The 19,260-nt window shown below is 71.9% G+C and carries 18 protein-coding genes; 10 read left to right on the top strand and 8 right to left on the bottom strand.

Going from position 1 to position 19,260, the window contains the following annotated elements; all coding sequences use genetic code 11:
• The first annotated feature begins 38 nt into the window (after positions 1–38).
• Positions 39–1,478 carry an NAD(P)H-quinone dehydrogenase gene (locus DWB77_RS14875; protein ID WP_120721740.1) on the top strand — a complete coding sequence of 480 codons (1,440 nt, stop codon included), beginning with the start codon at positions 39–41 and terminating at the stop codon, positions 1,476–1,478.
• 155 nt (positions 1,479–1,633) lie between these two features.
• Positions 1,634–2,593, top strand: a complete 960-nt coding sequence (locus DWB77_RS14870; protein ID WP_120721739.1) for a DeoR/GlpR family DNA-binding transcription regulator — start codon at positions 1,634–1,636, stop codon at positions 2,591–2,593.
• On the opposite strand, the gene DWB77_RS14865 is transcribed toward DWB77_RS14870, so the two are convergent.
• Both DWB77_RS14865 and DWB77_RS14860 read right to left on the bottom strand, forming a co-directional pair.
• Positions 2,590–3,192, bottom strand: a complete 603-nt coding sequence (locus DWB77_RS14865) for a TetR/AcrR family transcriptional regulator (RefSeq protein WP_120721738.1) — start codon at positions 3,190–3,192, stop codon at positions 2,590–2,592. The two genes, DWB77_RS14870 and DWB77_RS14865, sit on opposite strands and share 4 nt — an antisense overlap.
• 536 nt (positions 3,193–3,728) lie before the next feature.
• Positions 3,729–5,483, bottom strand: coding sequence for an acetyl/propionyl/methylcrotonyl-CoA carboxylase subunit alpha (locus tag DWB77_RS14860; protein WP_120721737.1), 1,755 nt, complete (start codon positions 5,481–5,483; stop codon positions 3,729–3,731).
• Positions 5,484–5,887: 404 nt separating this feature from the next.
• On the opposite strand from DWB77_RS14860, the gene DWB77_RS14855 reads away from it, so the two are divergent.
• The gene (locus DWB77_RS14855) at positions 5,888–6,352 is read left to right on the top strand and encodes a hypothetical protein (protein WP_246033863.1); all 465 of its coding nucleotides are present in this window, start codon (positions 5,888–5,890) and stop codon (positions 6,350–6,352) included.
• Between the two features lie 7 nt (positions 6,353–6,359).
• On the opposite strand, the gene DWB77_RS14850 is transcribed toward DWB77_RS14855, so the two are convergent.
• The 4 genes from DWB77_RS14850 to DWB77_RS14840 all read right to left on the bottom strand — a co-directional run bounded on the left by DWB77_RS14850 (position 6,360) and on the right by DWB77_RS14840 (position 9,527).
• On the bottom strand, positions 6,360–6,971 hold the full coding sequence (locus tag DWB77_RS14850; RefSeq protein WP_120721735.1) for a Maf family protein: 612 nt from the start codon (positions 6,969–6,971) through the stop codon (positions 6,360–6,362).
• Between the two features lie 40 nt (positions 6,972–7,011).
• Positions 7,012–7,140 carry a morphogenic membrane protein MmpB gene (gene mmpB / locus DWB77_RS39270; protein WP_281279999.1) on the bottom strand — a complete coding sequence of 43 codons (129 nt, stop codon included), beginning with the start codon at positions 7,138–7,140 and terminating at the stop codon, positions 7,012–7,014.
• Between the two features lie 542 nt (positions 7,141–7,682).
• Positions 7,683–7,889 carry an acyl-CoA carboxylase epsilon subunit gene (locus DWB77_RS14845; protein ID WP_120721734.1) on the bottom strand — a complete coding sequence of 69 codons (207 nt, stop codon included), beginning with the start codon at positions 7,887–7,889 and terminating at the stop codon, positions 7,683–7,685.
• Between the two features lie 30 nt (positions 7,890–7,919).
• Positions 7,920–9,527, bottom strand: coding sequence for an acyl-CoA carboxylase subunit beta (locus tag DWB77_RS14840; protein ID WP_120721733.1), 1,608 nt, complete (start codon positions 9,525–9,527; stop codon positions 7,920–7,922).
• A gap of 151 nt (positions 9,528–9,678) precedes the next feature.
• Here DWB77_RS14840 and DWB77_RS14835 point away from each other — a divergent pair, with 151 nt between their 5' ends.
• From DWB77_RS14835 to hutH, 5 genes are all read left to right on the top strand, one after another.
• Entirely contained in the window at positions 9,679–10,539 is an 861-nt protein-coding gene (locus DWB77_RS14835; protein ID WP_120721732.1) for a biotin--[acetyl-CoA-carboxylase] ligase, read from the top strand.
• Positions 10,540–10,654: 115 nt separating this feature from the next.
• Complete coding sequence (locus tag DWB77_RS14830) at positions 10,655–11,866, top strand: adenylate/guanylate cyclase domain-containing protein (protein ID WP_120721731.1); 1,212 nt, start codon at positions 10,655–10,657, stop codon at positions 11,864–11,866.
• A gap of 65 nt (positions 11,867–11,931) precedes the next feature.
• Complete coding sequence (locus DWB77_RS14825; RefSeq protein WP_120721730.1) at positions 11,932–12,720, top strand: enoyl-CoA hydratase/isomerase family protein; 789 nt, start codon at positions 11,932–11,934, stop codon at positions 12,718–12,720.
• 93 nt (positions 12,721–12,813) lie between these two features.
• Positions 12,814–13,947 carry a GGDEF domain-containing protein gene (locus DWB77_RS14820; protein WP_120721729.1) on the top strand — a complete coding sequence of 378 codons (1,134 nt, stop codon included), beginning with the start codon at positions 12,814–12,816 and terminating at the stop codon, positions 13,945–13,947.
• A gap of 488 nt (positions 13,948–14,435) precedes the next feature.
• Positions 14,436–15,977 (top strand): histidine ammonia-lyase, encoded by a 1,542-nt coding sequence (hutH, locus tag DWB77_RS14815; protein WP_120721728.1) that lies wholly within the window; start codon positions 14,436–14,438, stop codon positions 15,975–15,977.
• Between the two features lie 106 nt (positions 15,978–16,083).
• Here hutH and DWB77_RS14810 read toward each other — a convergent pair whose 3' ends face one another.
• Positions 16,084–16,365, bottom strand: a complete 282-nt coding sequence (locus DWB77_RS14810; RefSeq protein WP_120721727.1) for a hypothetical protein — start codon at positions 16,363–16,365, stop codon at positions 16,084–16,086.
• Positions 16,366–16,473: 108 nt separating this feature from the next.
• On the opposite strand from DWB77_RS14810, the gene DWB77_RS14805 reads away from it, so the two are divergent.
• Positions 16,474–16,794: a hypothetical protein gene (locus tag DWB77_RS14805; RefSeq protein ID WP_120721726.1), complete on the top strand. Its 321-nt coding sequence runs from the start codon at positions 16,474–16,476 to the stop codon at positions 16,792–16,794.
• Positions 16,795–17,106: 312 nt separating this feature from the next.
• Positions 17,107–18,375 (top strand): L,D-transpeptidase, encoded by a 1,269-nt coding sequence (locus tag DWB77_RS14800; RefSeq protein WP_120721725.1) that lies wholly within the window; start codon positions 17,107–17,109, stop codon positions 18,373–18,375.
• A gap of 13 nt (positions 18,376–18,388) precedes the next feature.
• Here DWB77_RS14800 and DWB77_RS14795 read toward each other — a convergent pair whose 3' ends face one another.
• On the bottom strand, positions 18,389–19,243 hold the full coding sequence (locus DWB77_RS14795; RefSeq protein WP_120721724.1) for a helix-turn-helix transcriptional regulator: 855 nt from the start codon (positions 19,241–19,243) through the stop codon (positions 18,389–18,391).
• Between the last annotated feature and the right edge of the window lie 17 nt (positions 19,244–19,260).

Raw genomic sequence — 19,260 nt, 5'->3', positions numbered from 1 at the left:
AGGCAGGCCGGGATCGACACTACGAGGCGGACTTTTTCGTGACGCGGATCGTGATCATCGGTGGCGGACCGGGCGGATACGAGGCGGCCCTGGTGGGCGCCCAGCTCGGTGCGGAGGTGACCGTCGTGGACTGCGACGGTCTGGGCGGGGCGTCGGTGCTCACCGACTGCGTGCCGTCGAAGACCCTGATCGCGACGGCCGAGGTGATGACCACCTTCGACTCTTCGTACGAGGAGTTGGGCATCCTCGTCGCCGACGACACCCCGCCCGAGGAGCAGTCCGCGCGGGTCGTCGGCGTGGACCTCGGCAAGGTCAACCGCCGTGTGAAGCGCCTCGCGCTCGCCCAGTCCCACGACATCACCGCCTCCGTGACCCGGGCCGGCGCCCGCGTCATGCGCGGCCGCGGCCGGCTCGCCGGGCCGCAGGGCATCGACGGCACCCGGGACGTGATCGTCACGGCCGCCGACGGCACCGAGGAGATGCTCACCTGCGAGGCCGTGCTCATCGCCACCGGCGGAAGCCCGCGCGAGCTGCCCGACGCGCAGCCCGACGGCGAGCGCATCCTCAACTGGACGCAGGTGTACGACCTGGACGAGCTGCCCGAGGAGCTCATCGTGGTCGGCTCCGGCGTCACCGGCGCCGAGTTCGCGGGCGCCTACCAGGCGCTCGGCTCCAAGGTCACCCTCGTCTCGTCCCGCGACCGGGTGCTGCCCGGTGAGGACCCGGACGCGGCCGCGGTCCTGGAGGACGTGTTCCGCCGCCGCGGCATGAACGTCATGGCCCGCTCGCGCGCCGAGTCCGCCAAGCGCGTCGGCGACCGCGTCGAGGTCACCCTCTCCGACGGCCGCGTCATCAGCGGCAGCCACTGCCTGATGGCCGTCGGCGCGATCCCCAACACCGCGAACATGGGCCTGGAGGAGTCGGGCGTACGCCTCAAGGAGTCCGGCCACATCTGGACCGACAAGGTCTCGCGCACCTCCGCCCCCGGCGTGTACGCGGCCGGCGACGTGACCGGCATCTTCGCCCTGGCGTCGGTCGCCGCCATGCAGGGCCGCATCGCGATGTACCACTTCCTGGGCGACGCGGTGGCCCCCCTGAACCTGAAGACGGTCTCCTCCAACGTCTTCACCGACCCCGAGATCGCCACCGTCGGCTACACCCAGGCCGACGTGGACGCCGGCAAGATCGACGCTCGGGTCGTGAAGCTGCCGCTCCTGCGCAACCCGCGCGCCAAGATGCAGGGCATCCGGGACGGCTTCGTCAAGATCTTCTGCCGTCCTGGCACCGGCATCATCGTCGGCGGCTGTGTGGTCGCCCCGCGCGCGAGTGAACTGATCCACCCCATCTCGATCGCGGTCGACAACAACCTGACGGTGGAGCAGATCGCCAACGCCTTCACCGTGTACCCGTCGCTGTCCGGCTCGATCGCCGAGGTGGCCCGCCAGCTGCACACCCGCAAGAAGGCCGGAGAGGCGTAACTCCCCTGCTGGGACGGGGGGGTTGGCGAGTGCGGCCCGGGGCCCGAGAGGCCACAACGGGACGTATACCACTCGACAACCCCCTTTGGGTGCACCTTCTGTTATTCGGCGCAAACTGCTGAGAATATTCGGCCGCCCAGGTTACTGTCAGTTTCGTGTTCGCAGCAGAACGTCGCCAATTGATCCTCGAAATGGTGCGTGCCAACGGGGCGGTATCGCTCCGGGAGCTCGCCCGTGTCGTCCAGACCTCCGAAGTGACCGTACGGCGGGACGTGCGGGCGCTGGAGGCCGAAGGACTCCTCGACCGCCGCCACGGCGGTGCGGTACTGCCGGGCGGATTCACCCGTGAGTCCGGCTTCCCGCAGAAATCCCATCTAGCCACCGCGGAGAAGACGGCCATCGCCGACCTCGCCGCGGGTCTCGTCGAAGAGGGCGAGGCCATCGTGGTCGGCGCGGGGACGACCACGCAGGAGCTGGCCCGCCGGCTCGCGCGGGTCCCCGGCCTGACCGTCGTCACCAACTCCCTGCTGGTGGCCCAGGCGTTGGCCCATGCCAACCGGGTGGAGGTCGTCATGACCGGGGGCACCCTGCGCGGCTCCAACTACGCCCTGGTGGGCAGTGGTGCCGAGCAGTCCCTCCAGGGGCTGCGGGTCTCCCGCGCCTTCCTGTCCGGGAGCGGTCTCACCGCCGAGCGCGGTCTGTCCACCTCCAACATGCTCTCGGCGAGCGTGGACCGCGCGCTGGTGCAGGCCGCGGCCGAGGTCGTGGTCCTCGCCGACCACACCAAGCTGGGCACCGACACCATGTTCCAGACGGTGCCGACCGACGTGATCACCCGCCTGGTCACCGACGAGCCGCCGGGCCACGACGACCGGGCCGCCACCGAGTTGCAGGCCCTCGCCGACCAGGGGGTGCAGATCGCCGTGGCGGGCCCCTCGGGTGCCCCGTCCGGCGAGACCGCCCCGGGCCGGCCGCCCCGCCGCGACGTGCCGCTCCCGGGTCAGCGCCGCACCCACGGCCCCGGCGCGGGCCCGCAGTTGCGCAGTGCTTCGGGGATGGGGGAGCCGCAGGGGCCGGGCGAGCGGGCCCGGGTCGCGGATCTGCGGCGCCGCTAGGCGCGGCCGGTCGGGCGTGGCTGGCCCTTCAGGCCCCGATAGGTCAGGGCCAGCAGCCGGTCGGCCAACTCCAGGTCGTCCGGGGACTGTTCGGCCGCCAGCGCGATGGCGTTGGTGAGCTGCATGAGGTCGGCGATGGTGACGTCGGCGCGTACGGAACCGGCTTCCCGGGCCCGTACGAGCAGGGCGTCGCCCGCCTCCCGCATCGGTTCGCTGCACCGGGCCAGGGCCGAACTGGCGTCCCCCGAGGCCGACATGAGGGCACGGGCCAGGCCCCGGTACAGGCCCGCGTGCGTGATGATGGCGCGCAGCCACTCGATCAGCGCGGTGCAGGGCTGCTCGGCGTCCAGCAACTCCCGTGACCGGGCGAGCAGTATCTCCACCTCGCTCTGGAACACCGCGCTCAGCAGGGCGTGGCGGGTGGGGAAGTGGCGGTAGAGGGTGCCGATGCCCACGCCTGCCCTGCGGGCCACGTCCTCCAGGGAGGTGTCCGTGCCGTGTTCCGCGAAGGCGGTGCGGGCGGTTGCCAGCAGACGGTCGTGGTTGCGCCGCGCGTCCGCCCGCCGGGGGCGGGGTGGCGACCCCGTGTTCCCATCCATCCCCCAGCATGCCAGCCCCCTCGGCCCCCGGCCCCGCCCCGGCCCGTGCGCGGCCGCTTGCGCAGTTCCCCGCGCCCCCAACCCCCTGGTCATATGCGGACCGTGCCCGCTTCCCGCGCAGTTCCCCGCGCCCCTAACCCCCTGATCGTGTGCGGGCCGTGCTCGCTTCTCGCGCAGTTCCCCGCGCCCCTAAAAGCCCTTCGGTCTGCGGGCCGTGCTCGCTTCTCGCGCAGTTCCTCGCGCCCCTTAAAACCCGCTTTCGTCTGCGGACCGTGCTGGGCTGGTTGCGCAGTTCCCCGCGCCCCTTAAGTGCTCGGGGCGGGCCAGCATCGGCCACCTCAGCCTGTCCGGCGTTTGAGGACGAGCGCCCTTTAGGCGCGATCGGGGTCTGGGGCGGAGCCCCAGGGCCGGACCCTTCGATCCCCGTCACGGGCGGGTGGGTGGGCGAACACGTTGGGGTCTGGGGCGGAGCCCCAGGGGGTACGGGTGAGCCCCGGCCGGTGCAGGGGGGCCGGGGCTCGGGGGGCTGCGGGAAGTCAGTCCTTGATCTCGCAGATCATCGCGCCGGACGACACCGACGCCCCCACCTCCGCCGCAAGCCCCTTAACCGTCCCCGCGCGATGCGCGTTGAGCGGCTGCTCCATCTTCATGGCCTCCAGGACCACGACGAGGTCGCCCTCCTTGACCTCCTGGCCCTCCTCGACCGCCACCTTCACGATCGTGCCCTGCATGGGCGAGGCAAGGGTGTCGCCGGAAGCGGCGGAGCCGGTCTTCTTGGCGGCACGCCGCTTGGGCTTGGCGCCGCCCGCCGCGGCCGTACGCGCCAGCGTCATGCCGAGCGAGGACGGCAGGGAGACCTCAAGGCGCTTGCCACCCACCTCGACCACGACCGTCTCGCGGCCGGGCTCCTCGTCCGACTCCGCGTCGGCCGGGGCCGTGAACGCCGGGATCTCGTTGACGAACTCGGTCTCGATCCAGCGGGTGTGGATGCGGAACGGGTCGGCGGTGAAGGCGGGGTCGGCGACGACCGCGCGGTGGAAGGGGATGGCCGTCGCCATGCCCTCGACGGTGAACTCGGCCAGCGCACGCGCCGCCCGCTGGAGCGCCTGCTCACGGGTGGCACCGGTAACGATGAGCTTGGCGAGCAGGGAGTCCCAGGCGGGGCCGATGACCGAGCCGGACTCGACGCCGGCGTCCAGGCGGACGCCCGGGCCGGTCGGCGGCGAGAACAGGGTGACCGTGCCGGGGGCGGGCAGGAAGCCGCGGCCCGGGTCCTCGCCGTTGATGCGGAACTCGATGGAGTGGCCGCGCATGACCGGGTCGCCGTACCCCAGTTCCTCGCCGTCGGCGATGCGGAACATCTCGCGGACCAGGTCGATGCCGGTGACCTCTTCGGTGACCGGGTGCTCGACCTGGAGGCGGGTGTTGACCTCCAGGAAGGAGATGGTGCCGTCGGCGCCGACGAGGAACTCGACGGTGCCCGCGCCGACGTAGCCGGCCTCCTTGAGGATGGCCTTGGACGCGGCGTACAGCTCCGCGTTCTGAGCCTCCGTCAGGAACGGCGCCGGGGCCTCCTCGACCAGCTTCTGATGGCGGCGCTGGAGCGAGCAGTCACGGGTCGAGACCACGACGACGTTGCCGTGGGTGTCGGCGAGGCACTGGGTCTCGACGTGACGCGGCTTGTCGAGGTAGCGCTCGACGAAGCACTCGCCCCGGCCGAACGCCGCGACGGCCTCGCGCACCGCCGAGTCGTAGAGCTCGGGGACCTCTTCGAGGGTGCGGGCGACCTTGAGGCCGCGGCCGCCGCCGCCGAAGGCCGCCTTGATGGCGATGGGCAGGCCGTGTTCGCGGGCGAACGCGACGACCTCGTCGGCGCCCGAGACCGGGTCCGGGGTGCCGGCGACGAGCGGGGCGCCCGCGCGCTGGGCGATGTGACGGGCCGCCACCTTGTCGCCGAGGTCGCGGATGGCCTGCGGGGGCGGACCGATCCAGGTCAGGCCCGCGTCCAGTACGGCCTGGGCGAACTCGGCGTTCTCGGAGAGGAATCCGTAGCCCGGGTGGACCGCGTCCGCTCCGGAGTCGGCCGCTGCCGCGAGCACCTTGGCGATGTCCAGATAGCTGGCCGCCGGGGTGTCACCGCCCAGGGCGAATGCCTCGTCCGCTGTCCGGACATGCAGTGCATCCCGGTCCGGATCGGCGTAGACGGCTACGCTCGCGATTCCGGCATCCCGGCAGGCCCGGGCAACGCGGACAGCGATTTCGCCTCGGTTGGCGATGAGCACCTTGCGCACGATGGCTCCCTCCTTGAAACAAGCTGAGTTTAGGGAAGCCGCACACTGGCTTACGACCCATCCCCAATGGTGAGCTTGCCCACACGGAGTGTGATTCGAGCCACGCTCAAGTCGCGAAATCCCTTGTCGCACCACGGTACGCCGGGCTCCCGTACCGCACAGTAGCGGCCGGGTGTGGGCAAGGTCTCTGTCCCGGGGGCCAGCACGTCCGGGGATTTCTTTGTGGAGTACCTACGAATGGCCGAGTGATTCTTTGCGGTGCGGCCCCCGCGCGCCGAAGCGGGCCGCCCACGGGATGCCCACGGGAGGCCCACCGGTGTTGTCCGGACCCTTGTACGAACCATTACCGGTTAGTAGCGTGCGCGGCACAGCCGTACTAGGGGTAACAGGGGGTGTCGCGCGTGCTGCGCCGACCGATCGCCATCGTGGCCGCGCTCATTCTCTTCGCCGAGGCCTGCGGGATCGTGCTGGTCAACTGGGTGCTCGGCCTGGTCGCCCACAACCAGAACATGTCGCTCGCCGGGATCGATCCCCACGCCATCTCGGTGGGAGCCTGGGTCGCGGGCGGCCTCTTCGGACTCTTCCTCGCCGTCTGCGGGGTGCTTCTGCTGATCGTCGGCATCCGTGACCGCGCGCCGGGCCGCATCGCCCGCATCACGCTGATCGCCTGCGCGGTGGTGCACGCGGTCCTTGCCGCGTTCACCGTCGGCCTGGTCGGCTGGGGCGCCTTCGCGTATCTGATGGTCGTGCTCGCGCTGCTCGTCCTCGTACTCCTGGCGTACGCGAGGGAGCGTCCCGTCGCCAAGGCCGGGCCCGCCCCCGAGGACGGCACCCCTCCTGCCCCCAACGGGGCGCCGGCGGCCGCCTGATGGCCGCCTAGACCCACAGCTCGGTGATCGGGACGCCCAGCTCGGCGAGGAGGGTGCGCAGCAGGGGCAGGCTGAGCCCGATGACGTTGCCGGGGTCGCCCTCGATGGAGTCGATGAAGGGTGCCGAGCGGCCGTCGAGGGTGAACGCCCCTGCCACGTACAGGGGTTCACCGCTCGCCACGTACGCCGCGAGCTCCGCGTCCGTGGGCTCGCCGAAATGGACGACCGTCGACGCGGTCGCCGAGGTACGCCCGCCGGTCGCCGTGTCGATCACGCAGTGCCCGGTCCGCAGTACGCCCGAGCGGCCGCGCATCGACTTCCAGCGGGCCGTCGCGTCCTCGGCGTCGGCGGGCTTGCCGAGCGCCAGGCCGTCCAGCTCCAGCACGGAGTCGCAGCCGATGACGAGCGCGCCCGACGCCTCGGGGCGGGCGGCCACCGCGTCCGCCTTCGCCTCGGCGAGGACCAGGGCGAGCTCGGACGGGGTCGGCGCGCTCAGGGCGTCCTCGTCGACGCCGCTGACGATCACCTCGGGCGCGAGCCCCGCCTGGCGGAGCAGCCCGAGCCGGGCGGGGGATTGGGAGGCGAGGACGAGGCGGCGCGGAGCAGTCATGTGCGCCATCGTAGGCGCCGGGTGGTGGACCGGGCCCGCCCCGGCCCGCTCAGCGGATGTTGACCACGATCATCGCCACCACCATGGCGAGGGCGAGGAACAGGCCCGCGCGGCGCATCATCGCCTGGGCGTCGCGGAGTTCCTTCGGGGGCTTGTCATCGGGGTCTGACCACAGCATGCAACCGATAGTGCGACGCGGCCGCTTCACGCGCCTGAGTACGAATACTCAGCCTCCGGGCGCCGGACAGGCTGAAGGCGCCCCAGCCCCGCACGGCCCGCAGCCAAAGAACCTGGGGCTCCGCCCCAGACCCCGTTCGCGCCTAAAGGGCGCTCGTCCTCAATCGCCGGACGGGCTGAGGTGGCCGATGCGGGCCGGGACCGAGTAGTTAAGGGCGCGGGGAACTGCGCGCCCAGCCCCGCACGGCCCGCAGCCAAAGAACCTGGGGCTCCGCCCCAGACCCCGATCGCGCCTGAACGGCGCTCGTCCTCAATCGCCGGACAGGCTGAAGGTGCCCCCGCACCGAGTAGCTAGGGGCGCGGGGAACTGCGCGACCAGCCACCTGCGGTCCGCAGACGAAAACGGGGTTTCTTGGGGGCGCGGGGAACTGCGCGACCAGCCACCTGCGGTCCGCAGCCGAAAGCGGGTTTTCAGGGGCGCGGGGAACTGCGCGAGGGGGGGGGCACCCGCGGCCCGCCCCCCAGGGAGGGGGCGGGGTTGGGCTACGCGGGCCAGTACGTGCGGGACCAGGCGTGGGCGCCCGGCCGCGGCAGGGCGTGACGGGCGATGCGGGACGGGTCGGACCAGCCCTCCGGCGGCTCCGGCGCACCGGACGCGGCCGAAGCCGTCGCCGCGGCGCGCGCCTGAACCACCGCCAGTGCGGCGGCCAGCTCCTCCGGAGTCGGATTGCCCCGTACGACCTTGATCACAGCGGCTCCTTGCAGAGTGCGGGGTGCGGGCTAGAGAGGGATGTTGCCGTGCTTCTTCGGAGGGAGGGATTCCCGCTTCGTGCGCAGCTGACGCAGGCCCCGCACGATGTGGGCCCGGGTCTCCGACGGCATGATCACCGCGTCCACGTACCCCCGCTCCGCCGCGATGTACGGGTTGAGGAGCGTGTCCTCGTAGTCCGCGATCAGCTCGGCCCGGGTCGCCTCCTGGTCCTCGGGGGCGGCCGCCGCGATCGTGCGCCGGTGCAGGATGTTGACCGCGCCCTGCGCGCCCATGACAGCGATCTGCGCCGTCGGCCACGCCAGGTTGAGGTCGGCGCCCAGGTGCTTGGAGCCCATGACGTCGTACGCGCCGCCGAACGCCTTGCGGGTGATGACGGTGATGAGCGGGACCGTCGCCTCCGCGTAGGCGTAGATCAGCTTGGCGCCGCGGCGGATGATGCCGCCGTACTCCTGGTCGACCCCGGGAAGGAAGCCGGGGACGTCGACGAAGGTCAGCACCGGCACGTTGAAGGCGTCGCAGGTGCGCACGAAGCGCGCGGCCTTCTCGGAGGCGTTGATGTCCAGGCAACCGGCGAACTGCATGGGCTGGTTGGCGACGATGCCCACCGGGTAGCCCTCCACGCGGCCGAAGCCGGTGATGATGTTCGGCGCGAACAGGGCCTGCGTCTCCAGGAACTCGCCCTCGTCCAGGACGTGTTCGATGGCGGTGTGCATGTCGTACGGCTGGTTCGCGGAGTCCGGGATGAGGGCGTCCAGCTCGCGGTCCTCGTCCGAGGTCTCCAGATCGGCCTCCTCGGGGAAGGCCGGCGGCTCGCTCAGGTTGTTCGAAGGGAGGTACGAGAGAAGGGACTTGACGTATTCGATCGCGTCCTTCTCGTCGCCCGCCATGTGGTGCGCCACACCCGACGTGGTGTTGTGCGTGCGCGCGCCGCCGAGCTCCTCGAAGCCCACGTCCTCACCGGTGACGGTCTTGATGACGTCGGGCCCGGTGATGAACATGTGCGAGGTCTGGTCGACCATCACCGTGAAGTCGGTGATCGCGGGGGAGTACACCGCGCCGCCCGCGCACGGGCCGACGATCAGGGAGATCTGCGGAACGACGCCCGAGGCGTGCACATTGCGGCGGAAGATCTCGGCGAACAGGCCGAGTGCGACGACGCCCTCCTGGATGCGGGCGCCACCGCCGTCGTTGATGCCGATGACCGGACAGCCCGTCTTGAGGGCGAAGTCCATGACCTTCACGATCTTCTCGCCGTACACCTCGCCGAGCGAGCCGCCGAAGATGGTGAAGTCCTGCGAGTACACGCACACCGGACGGCCGTCGACCGTTCCGTATCCGGTGACCACGCCGTCGCCGTAGGGGCGGTTCTTCTCGATCCCGAAGTTGGTCGAGCGGTGCCGGGCGAACTCGTCCAGTTCGACGAACGAGCCCTCGTCAAGGAGCAGCTCGACCCGCTCACGGGCCGTCAACTTGCCCTTGGCGTGCTGCTTTTCGATCGCTCGCGCGGAGCCGGCGTGGGTCGCCTCGTCGATGCGGCGCTGAAGATCCGCCAGCTTTCCGGCGGTGGTGTGGAGGTCGACGGTGGCGTCGCTCTGGGCGTTTTCCGGCTCGGACATCGGGATGCGGCTCCCTGCCTGGTCACGGGGGTGGCTGGCTGCTGACTCGTAGGCTGGCTACTGACTCGTAGGGTAGTGGCGCCGATACGGTTCGGCAGTGCGGCGTTTGCCACACCCGGGGCGCCTTGCAATTGCGGCCTAACCTGGCTGCATGACACCCCCGGACGCTTCCGACAGCCGCTGGTCCGACCTGGACCGGCCGCCCCTGAACGCCACCGCGCTGCGCCGCGCCCTGCTGCGCCCGGACGCGCTGTGGACCTCCCTGGACGTGGTCACGGCGACCGGCTCCACCAACTCCGACCTCGCGGCGAAGGCGGACGGGCTCGCCGAGGGCGCGGTCCTGGTCGCCGAGGAGCAGACCGCGGGGCGCGGGCGCCTGGACCGCCGCTGGTCCGCGCCGGCCCGCTCCGGGCTCTTCTTCTCCGTCCTGCTGAAGCCCGGCGCCTCGGTGCCGGTGGAGCGGTGGGGCTGGCTGCCGCTGCTCACCGGGGTCGCGGTCGCGGGCGGTCTCGCGCGGGCCGCGGGCGTCGAGACGGCACTGAAATGGCCCAACGACCTCCTGGTCACGGTGGACGGGGCGGAGCGCAAGGCGGGCGGGATCCTCGCCGAGCGGGCCGGCGCGGACGGCGTCGTCGTCGGCATCGGCCTCAATGTGACGCTGCGCGCCGACGAACTGCCCGTGCCCGGCGCGGGCTCCCTCGCCCTCGCGGGAGCGGTCTCCACCGACCGCGACACCCTGCTGCGGGCGGTGCTGCGCTCGATCGAGGAGTGGTACGCCTCGTGGCGTACGGCGTCGGGAGACCCGGCCGCCTGCGGGCTGCACGAGGCGTACGCGGCGGCCTGCGCGACGCTGGGCCGCACCGTACGGGCCGAGCTGCCCGGAGGCCAGTCGGTGGAGGGCGAGGCGGTCGCGGTGGACGGGGACGGGCGTTTGGTCCTGGCCACCGGGGAAGGTGTCCAGCGGCCGGTGGCCGCGGGGGACATCGTGCACCTGCGCCCGGCCGCGTCCTGAAGCGGCCGGACGGGCGCTCCCGGGACGTGAGCTACGGCACACCTGCCGTATCGTTGAGCCCGATCCAGCGACAGATCGGCAGGGCAGTGCGCAGGCAACGGGCAGGAGGCGGCCGGTGACCGTCGACGAGACACGGTCCGGTGCGGACGCCGGAAGCGGCCCCGGCGACACCCCGGGCGGCTCCGGCACCCCGGCACAGGCCGCGCCCTCCGCGTACCCGACGCCGCACCACGCCGTCGACCACACCGCCGAGCCCACCGACGACCCGCTCGCCATCCGCCTGGAGCAGCTCATCCTCGGCGCCGACCGGCGCTACACGCCCTTCCAGGCGGCCCGTACCGCGGGCGTCTCCATGGAGCTGGCGTCCCGGTTCTGGCGGGCCATGGGGTTCGCCGACATCGGGCAGGCCAAGGCGCTCACCGAGGCCGACGTGCTGGCCCTGCGCCGGCTCGCCGGACTCGTCGAGGCGGGGCTGCTCAGCGAGCCGATGGCGGTGCAGGTCGCGCGCTCCACCGGGCAGACCACCGCCCGGCTGGCCGAATGGCAGATCGATTCTTTTCTGGAGGGCCTGACCGAGCCCCCCGAGCCGGGCATGACCCGCACCGAGGTCACCTACCCCCTGGTCGAGCTGCTCCTGCCCGAGCTGGAGGAGTTCCTCGTCTACGTGTGGCGGCGCCAGCTGGCCGCCGCCACCGGGCGCGTGGTGCAGGCCGCCGACGACGAGGAGATGGTGGACCGCCGTCTCGCGGTGGGCTTCGCCGACCTCGTCGGCTTCACCCGGCTCACCCGGCGCCTGGAGGAGGAGGAGCTCGGCGAGCTCGTCGAGGCTTTCGAGACGACCGCCGCCGACCTGGTCGCGGCGCACGGCGGGCGGCTGATCAAGACGCTGGGCGACGAGGTCCTGTTCGCCGCGGACGACGCGGGCACGGCCGCCGAGATCTCGCTGCGGCTGATCGAGACCATGGCCGGCGACGAGACGATGCCCGCCCTGCGGGTGGGCATCGCGTTCGGCACCGTCACGACCCGCATGGGCGACGTGTTCGGCACCACCGTCAACCTGGCCAGCCGCCTCACCTCCATAGCCCCGAAGGACGCCGTCCTGGTCGACGGGGCGTTCGCGGAGGAGCTGGCCCGCACCGGGGACGCACCCGTCTCCGAGGCGCAGGCCGCGCAGGACGCGCTGGCCGCCGAGAAGGAGGGCGAGGACTTCCCGCCCCCAGCGAAGTACCGCTTCGCGCTCCAGCCCATGTGGCAGCGCCCGGTGCGCGGCCTCGGGGTGGTGGAGCCCTGGCTCCTGCGCCGGCGCGAGGTCCCGAACCTCTCCTAGAGGACTCCGCGGGCCGCGGCCTAGGATCACCCCCGACGTAACGTTCGTTAACGGAGGGGTTGGCCATGGCCGAGCAGCGGTTCGGGGAGTTCGTCGTCGTACGGCGCGAGGGGTATGTCGCCGAGCTGGTGCTCGACCGGCCCAAGGCCATGAACGCCGTGTCCACGGAGATGGCCCGCTCCATCGCCGCCGCCTGCGAGGCGCTCGGCGCCGACCGCGACGCCCGGGTGACCGTGGTGAGCTCGACGAACGAGCGGGCCTTCTGTGTCGGCGCGGACCTGAAGGAGCGCAACTCCTTCAGCGACGCCGAGCTCGTACGCCAGCGCCCGACCGCCCGCGCCGCCTACACCGGCGTGCTCGAACTGCCCATGCCGACGGTGGCCGCCGTGCACGGCTTCGCGCTCGGCGGCGGCTTCGAGCTCGCGCTCGCCTGCGATGTGATCGTGGCGGACGCCACCGCCGTGGTCGGCCTGCCCGAGGTGTCGGTCGGCGTCATCCCCGGCGGCGGCGGTACGCAGCTCCTGCCGCGCCGGGTCGGCGCCGCCCGCGCCGCCGAGCTGGTCTTCACCGCGCGGCGCGTCGAGGCCGTCGAGGCAAGGGAGTTGGGGCTCGTCGACGTCCTGGCCGAGGACGCCCGCACCGAGGCGCTCGCGCTGGCCGGGCGCATGGCGGCCAACTCGCCCGTCGGGCTGCGCGCGGCCAAGCGGGCGATGCGGCTCGGCCACGGCCTCGACCTGCGGGCCGGCCTGGAGGTCGAGGACGCGGCGTGGCGGTCGGTGGCGTTCTCCGGGGACCGGGCGGAGGGTGTGGCGGCGTTCAACGAGAAGCGGAAGCCGGCCTGGCCCGGGGAGTGACCCCGGGCGCCCCGGGGTCCCGCGCGGCATCCCCGGGAGGCCTCCGTGGCGGCCCCCGGGTCAAAACACCCAAAACCTCCCTAAGCTGGAGGAATGGGTGGAGAGGATGCCCGGCTGCGGGCCGTGGTTTCGCTGGCGCAGGCCATGGCCGCGGCGCATACGCCGCGCGAGTCCTGGCGCGCCGCCGCCCTCGGGGCGCGCTGCGCGCTCGGCGGGAACTTCGCCGCGCTGTCGGTGTGGGAGCGCGAGCTGGGGCGCCTGAGGGTGCTGGTCAACGCGGGCGAACGGGCCCACGGGGAGGAGGAGTTCCCCGAGGACGAGACGTATCCGGTGCACCAGTTCCCCGAGATCACCGAGTTCCTGCACGAGCGCTGGGCGGGCGGCGGCGAACCCAACGCCTGGGTCGAGACGGCCGCCGCGCCGCCCGAGGGTGACGTCGGGTACTGCCACGAACGGGTCACCGCGCTGCGCCGTCGCGGCCGGGGCTGCTGCGTGGTCGCCCCGATCGTGCTCCACGGGCGGGCCTGGGGCGAGCTCTATGTGGCCCGGCCCGTCGGGGTGCCCGTCTTCGACGCGGCCGACGCGGACTTCGCGACCGTCCTCGCCTCGGTCGCGGCGGCAGGGATCGCCCAGACCGAGCGCCTCGAAGAGGTACGCCGCCTCGCCTTCACCGATCCGCTGACCGGGCTCGCCAACCGCCGCGCGGTCGACATGCGCCTCGACGAGGCGGTCGAACGCCACCGCGCCGACGACTCGGTGGTCAGCCTCGTCGTGTGCGACCTGAACGGACTCAAGCGGGTCAACGACACCCTGGGCCACGCGGTGGGCGACCGCCTCCTCGAACGCTTCGGATCGGTCCTCTCCCTCTGCGGGGCCAAGCTGCCGGGCGCGCTGTCCGCGCGGCTCGGCGGCGACGAGTTCTGCCTCCTGTCGGTCGGGCCCGGGGCGGACGAGGTCGTCGCCGTGGGCGAGGAACTCTGCCTGCGCGCGGGGGAGTTGGAGCTCGGGGAGGGGGTCGCGTGCGGGGTGGCCTCGACGGGTGACCCCATCGGCCCGGTCGTCTCGGCGCGCCGCCTGTTCCGCCTCGCGGACGCGGCGCAGTACCGAGCGAAGGCGGCGCGCTCGGCGAGGCCGGTGGTGGCGGGGCGGGACGGGGCGGTCCTGCGCCTCGCGGAAAACCCCCCACGCCCGCCCCACGACCGCCGACGGTTCCGGGGACGCGGCTAGGGCCCCCGGCGGGCCGCAGGTGCCTGGTCGCGCAGTTCCCCGCGCCCCTGAACCCGCCTTCGTGTGCGGACCGTGCCCGCGTCTCGCGCAGTTCCCCGCGCCCCTAACCCCCTTTCGGCCTCACACCGTGCGTGGCTGGTCGCGCAGTTCCCCGCGCCCCTTAAGTGCTCGGTGCTGGACAGTGCAGGCCACCTCAGCCCGTCCGGCGATTGAGGACGAGCGCCCTTCAGGCGCGAACGGGGTCTGGGGCGGAGCCCCAGGGGCCTCGTCTGCGGGCCGTGCGTGGCTGGTCGCGCAGTTCCTCGCGCCCCTAGCTACTCGGTGCTGGCCGGCATCTCAGCCCGTCCGGCGATTGAGGACGAGCGCCCTTTAGGCGCGATACGGGGTCTGGGGCGGAGCCCCAGGGGGTCGCCGGTTCAACCCGCTGCACGGGTGAGCCATCGCTAGTGACACCCGGCGATTCAATCCGTAGGGTGCTGAATATGGATATGCACACTGTCGTGGTGGGGACCTCCGGGACCACCCCCGAGGACGTCATCGCCGTGGCCCGCCACAACGCGAAGGTAGAGCTCTCCGCAGAGGCCCTCGCCGCCCTGGCCCGCGCCCGCGAGATCGTCGACGCCCTGGCCGCCAAGCCGGAGCCGGTGTACGGCGTCTCCACCGGCTTCGGCGCGCTCGCCTCCCGGCACATCAGCCCCGAACTCCGCGCCCAGCTCCAGCGCAACATCGTGCGCTCGCACGCCGCCGGCATGGGCCCGCGCGTGGAGCGCGAGGTCGTGCGCGCCCTGATGTTCCTGCGCCTGAAGACCGTCGCCTCCGGACACACCGGCGTCCGCCCCTCCGTCGCCCAGACCATGGCCGACGTGCTCAACGCGGGCATCACCCCCGTCGTCCACGAGTACGGCTCGCTCGGCTGCTCCGGCGACCTCGCGCCGCTCTCGCACTGCGCCCTGACCCTGATGGGCGAGGGCGACGCCGAGGGCCCCGACGGCGTGGTGAAGCCCGCCGGCGAGCTGCTCGCCGCGGCCGGCATCACCCCCGTCGAGCTGCGCGAGAAGGAGGGCCTCGCCCTCCTCAACGGCACCGACGGTATGCTCGGCATGCTGTGCATGGCCATCGCCGACCTGAAGAAGCTCTACACCTCCGCCGACATCACCGCCGCGCTCACCCTCGAAGCGCTGCTCGGCACCGAGAAGGTGCTCGCCCCCGAGCTGCACGCCATCCGCCCCCACCCCGGCCAGGGCGCCTCCGCCGCCAACATGCTGGCCGTCCTGAAGGACTCGGGTCTGACCGGCCACTTCCAGGAGGAAGAGGCGCCCCGCGTCCAGGACGCGTACTCGGTGCGCTGCGCACCGCAGGTCAACGGCGCGGGCCGCGACACGATCGCGTACGCCCTGACCGTCGCCGAGCGCGAGCTGGCCTCCGCCGTCGACAACCCGGTCGTGCTGCCCGACGGCCGCGTCGAGTCCAACGGCAACTTCCACGGCGCCCCGGTCGCGTACGTCCTGGACTTCCTCGCCATCGTCGCCGCCGACCTCGCCTCGATCGCCGAGCGCCGCACCGACCGCCTCCTCGACAAGAACCGCAGCCACGGCCTGCCGCCGTTCCTCGCCGACGACGCCGGTGTGGACTCGGGCCTGATGATCGCCCAGTACACCCAGGCCGCCCTGGTCAGCGAGATGAAGCGGCTCGCGGTGCCCGCCTCCGCCGACTCCATTCCGTCCTCCGCCATGCAGGAGGACCACGTCTCCATGGGCTGGTCGGCCGCGCGCAAGCTGCGTACCGCCGTCGATAACCTGACCCGCGTCATCGCCGTCGAGCTGTACGCGGCGACCCGTGGCATCGAGCTGCGCAAGGGCCTCACCCCCGCGCCCGCCTCGCAGGCCGTCATCGCCGCGGCCCGCGCCGCCGGCGTCCAGGGCCCCGGGCCGGACCGCTTCCTCGCCCCGGACCTGGCCGCCGCCGACGCCTTCGTACGCGAAGGAAAGCTGGTCGCCGCGGTGGAGCCGGTGACGGGTCCGCTCGCCTGACCCGCCCCGCCATGCGAAAGGGCCGCCCGGGACATCGCGTCCCGGGCGGCCCTCGGCGTTGGGGCAACTGCCGTGCGCGCCACGGTGGTCGAGGCGCGCGAGCCGGTCAGCAGGTGCGCGATCTGCGGACCGAGTACGTCACGAACCCCGCCCCGAGCCCCAGGAACAGCGTGCCGCCGACCAGGTAGGGGGAGGTGTCCGGGCCGCCGGTGTCGGCGAGTGCGAGGGGGCCTTCGGCCGGGGTGGGGGCGGCCCGGTACGCGGAGTGCGCGGGGGCCGCCGAAGGATGCTGTTCGTCCGTGGCGTTGGCGGACGGCACGAACCACAGGGCGCAGAGCAGAGTCCCCGCCGCGGTGGCGGTGAGCAGGGGACGACGAGCGACGGACAAGTGAGCGATCCCTTTGCGAGTACGGCGAATTGGCGGGATGCGCTGATGCTAGTGAAAGCAGCGGGTCGCGGGAAAGTCGCGGCCGACTCGAGCCCTACGCTCCCTCGCATGAGCGAAGAAGAGACATCACGATATGTGCGCCTGCGCATCGATTTGGTCCTGGAGATCGCCGACGCCGACCGGCTCGCCGGCGCCGCCGTCGACCGCATCGCCCAGGACTCCGCGATGCGTACCGAGGAACGTACGCATGCCGAGGCCGCGGTGCGGGAAGACGGAGCGGAGGCCCTCGCCTACCTCGTGGACCCGGTCGACCTGGTGGCGGCGCTGCCCGGCGCGGAGCTGGTCCAGGCCTCCTGGAGCAGCGAGCGGGTCGGTTACGACCCCGACGACGAGGAGTGGGACCTCGACGAGGACGGCGACGACGACTGACGCACGGCAGCGACTGACGCACGGCGGCGACGAGGACCGGGAGCGGTCTCGTCGAGAGCCGGTAGCGGCAGCCGCGACGAGGACTGATCAGTACTGACAGGGACTGACGAGGACTGACGAGGGCGACGACCGAACAGGCGCGCCGGGCGAACGGAGGTCGAGGTGGGACGGCGGGACAGCCTTTCGGCGATCTTGTACCGTCCCGCCCCGACCCGTCCTCGGACGCGTGGTGTGCCCCACATTCACCCCCGCTGCGGAACCGTATCGAGCAGTCTGATGTTCTAGACGTGATGACGTGGGGGGACGGCGACGATGGAGAAGCGTGTGAAGACGGAGAGTAAGCGGCGCAAGCAGGGTCTCGCGGCGGCGTGCGCGGTGCTCGGCGGCGTACTGGTCCTTTCTGCCTGCAACGGCGACGGCGACAAGGGCGCCAAGGCCGACAGCTCGTCGTCGTCGCAGGCGGCGGCGGACAAGGCCGCCGAGAAGGACACCTCGGACGCCAAGATCACCATCACGCCGAAGAACGGCGCCGACAACGTCGGCATCAACAGCGACACCAAGGTCACCGTCGCCGACGGCAAGCTGACCGATGTGACGCTGACCTCCGCCGACGGCGTCAAGGTGGCCGGGAAGATATCCGCCGACGGCCTCAGCTGGGCGCCCGACAAGGCCCTCAAGCGCTCCGTGAAGTACCAGATCACCGCGACCGCGGCGGACGCCAAGGGGCGCCAGGCGCACGAGAACGCCTCCTTCACCACCGTCTCCCCGAAGAACAGCTTCATAGGCAGCTTCACGCCCGAGGACGGTTCCACCGTCGGCGTCGGCATGCCGGTGTCGATCAACTTCGACAAGGCGATCACCAACAAGAAGGGCGTCCAGGCCAAGATCTCCGTCTCCTCCAGCAGCGGCCAGGAGGTCGTCGGGCACTGGTTCGGCGCGCAGCGCCTCGACTTCCGCCCGCAGGAGTACTGGAAGGAGAACTCGACCGTCACCATGAAGATGGACCTGGACGGCGTCGAGGCCTCCAACGGGATCACCGGCGTCCAGGAGAAGACGGTCACCTTCAAGATCGGCCGCAACCAGGTCTCCACCGTGGACGCGAACACCCACACCATGACCGTCACCCAGGACGGCAAGGTCGTGAAGACCATCCCGATCTCCGCGGGATCCCCCGAACACCCCACGTACAACGGTCAGATGGTGATCTCCGAGAAGTACAAGGAGACCCGGATGAACGGTGCGACGGTCGGGTTCACGGACGACGACGGCAAGGGCGAGTACGACATCAAGGACGTGCCGCACGCCATGCGCCTGTCCGCGTCCGGCACCTTCATCCACGGCAACTACTGGGGCGCCAAGTCCATCTTCGGCAGCGCCAACACCAGCCACGGCTGCGTCGGCCTGTCCGACACCAAGGGCGCGGGCGACGACGGCACCATGGCCGCCTGGTTCTACAACAACTCGATCACCGGTGACGTGGTCGTCATCAAGAACTCCCACGACAAGACGGTCCAGCCCGACAACGGCCTCAACGGCTGGAACATGAGCTGGGACCAGTGGAAGGCCGGCTCCGCCGTCTGACCTCCGCGGTCCTTCAGGTACGCACCGGCTGCTCGGCACTCCAACTGCCGAGCAGCCGCAGCGACTCCTCGGACGTCGAGCCCGGCTCCGCGTGGAAGGTGACCAGCGACAGGTCGTGCGCGTCGGGAAGCTTCAGGGTCTCGTACGCGAGCGTCAGCTCGCCCACCACCGGATGGTGCAGCCGCTTGACGCCATGACCCTTGTCGGCGACGGTGTGTGCCGCCCACAGGGCCCGGAACTCCTCGCTCTTGACCGACAACTCACCCACCAGCGCGGTCAGTTGGGGATCGTCGGGGTAGCAGCCCGCGCACAGCCGCAGCACGCTCACCACGTCGACGGCCTTGCTGTGCCAGTCCGCGTACAGCGAGCGCGCCGCCGGGTCGAGGAAGACATGGCGCGCCATGTTCCGCTCCCGGGACGGCAGTTGACCCATGTCGCCGAAGAGGGCCGCAGCCATCCGGTTCCAGCCGAGGATGTCGAGGCGCCGCCCGATGATGTACGCGGGCACGCCCTCCATCGCGTCGATCAGCTGCTGAAGCGCCGGACGCACCTGCTGGGGCCGACAGGCCGAGGCGCGCTTCTTCTTCGTCTTGCCCTTGGCGAGATGGCTGAGGTGGTCGTGCTCGATGTCGTTCAGACGCAGCGCCCGCCCGATCGCCTCCAGGACCTCCACGGACACGTTCTGCGCGTTGCCCTGCTCAAGCCGTGTGTAGTACGCCACCGAGACCCCGGCCAGCTGCGCCAGCTCCTCCCGGCGCAGGCCCGGCACCCTGCGGCGCCGCCCGTGGTCGGGCAGCCCCACGTCTTCCGGCTTCAGCCGGGCCCGGCGGGAGCGGAGGAATTCGCTGAGTTCGGCGCGCTGGTCCATGACACCCCAGTATCCGC

Origin of the sequence: Streptomyces hundungensis, from assembly GCF_003627815.1 — a bacterium.
Classification (GTDB): Bacteria; Actinomycetota; Actinomycetes; order Streptomycetales; family Streptomycetaceae; genus Streptomyces; species Streptomyces hundungensis_A.
The sequence above is the reverse complement of the archived record's forward strand: the minus strand, read 5'-3'. Positions and strand labels throughout refer to the sequence as shown.

Coding starts and splice junctions, on each gene's coding strand:
- mmpB (WP_281279999.1), bottom strand. CDS start 7,140: ATGCTGTGGTCAGACCCCGATGACAAGCCCCCGAAGGAACTCCGCGAC.
- DWB77_RS14850 (WP_120721735.1), bottom strand. CDS start 6,971: ATGGCGCACATGACTGCTCCGCGCCGCCTCGTCCTCGCCTCCCAATCC.
- DWB77_RS14825 (WP_120721730.1), top strand. CDS start 11,932: ATGGCCGAGCAGCGGTTCGGGGAGTTCGTCGTCGTACGGCGCGAGGGG.
- DWB77_RS14820 (WP_120721729.1), top strand. CDS start 12,814: ATGGGTGGAGAGGATGCCCGGCTGCGGGCCGTGGTTTCGCTGGCGCAG.
- DWB77_RS14800 (WP_120721725.1), top strand. CDS start 17,107: ATGGAGAAGCGTGTGAAGACGGAGAGTAAGCGGCGCAAGCAGGGTCTC.
- hutH (WP_120721728.1), top strand. CDS start 14,436: ATGCACACTGTCGTGGTGGGGACCTCCGGGACCACCCCCGAGGACGTC.
- DWB77_RS14840 (WP_120721733.1), bottom strand. CDS start 9,527: ATGTCCGAGCCGGAAAACGCCCAGAGCGACGCCACCGTCGACCTCCAC.
- DWB77_RS14795 (WP_120721724.1), bottom strand. CDS start 19,243: ATGGACCAGCGCGCCGAACTCAGCGAATTCCTCCGCTCCCGCCGGGCC.
- DWB77_RS14835 (WP_120721732.1), top strand. CDS start 9,679: ATGACACCCCCGGACGCTTCCGACAGCCGCTGGTCCGACCTGGACCGG.
- DWB77_RS14805 (WP_120721726.1), top strand. CDS start 16,474: ATGAGCGAAGAAGAGACATCACGATATGTGCGCCTGCGCATCGATTTG.
- DWB77_RS14865 (WP_120721738.1), bottom strand. CDS start 3,192: ATGGATGGGAACACGGGGTCGCCACCCCGCCCCCGGCGGGCGGACGCG.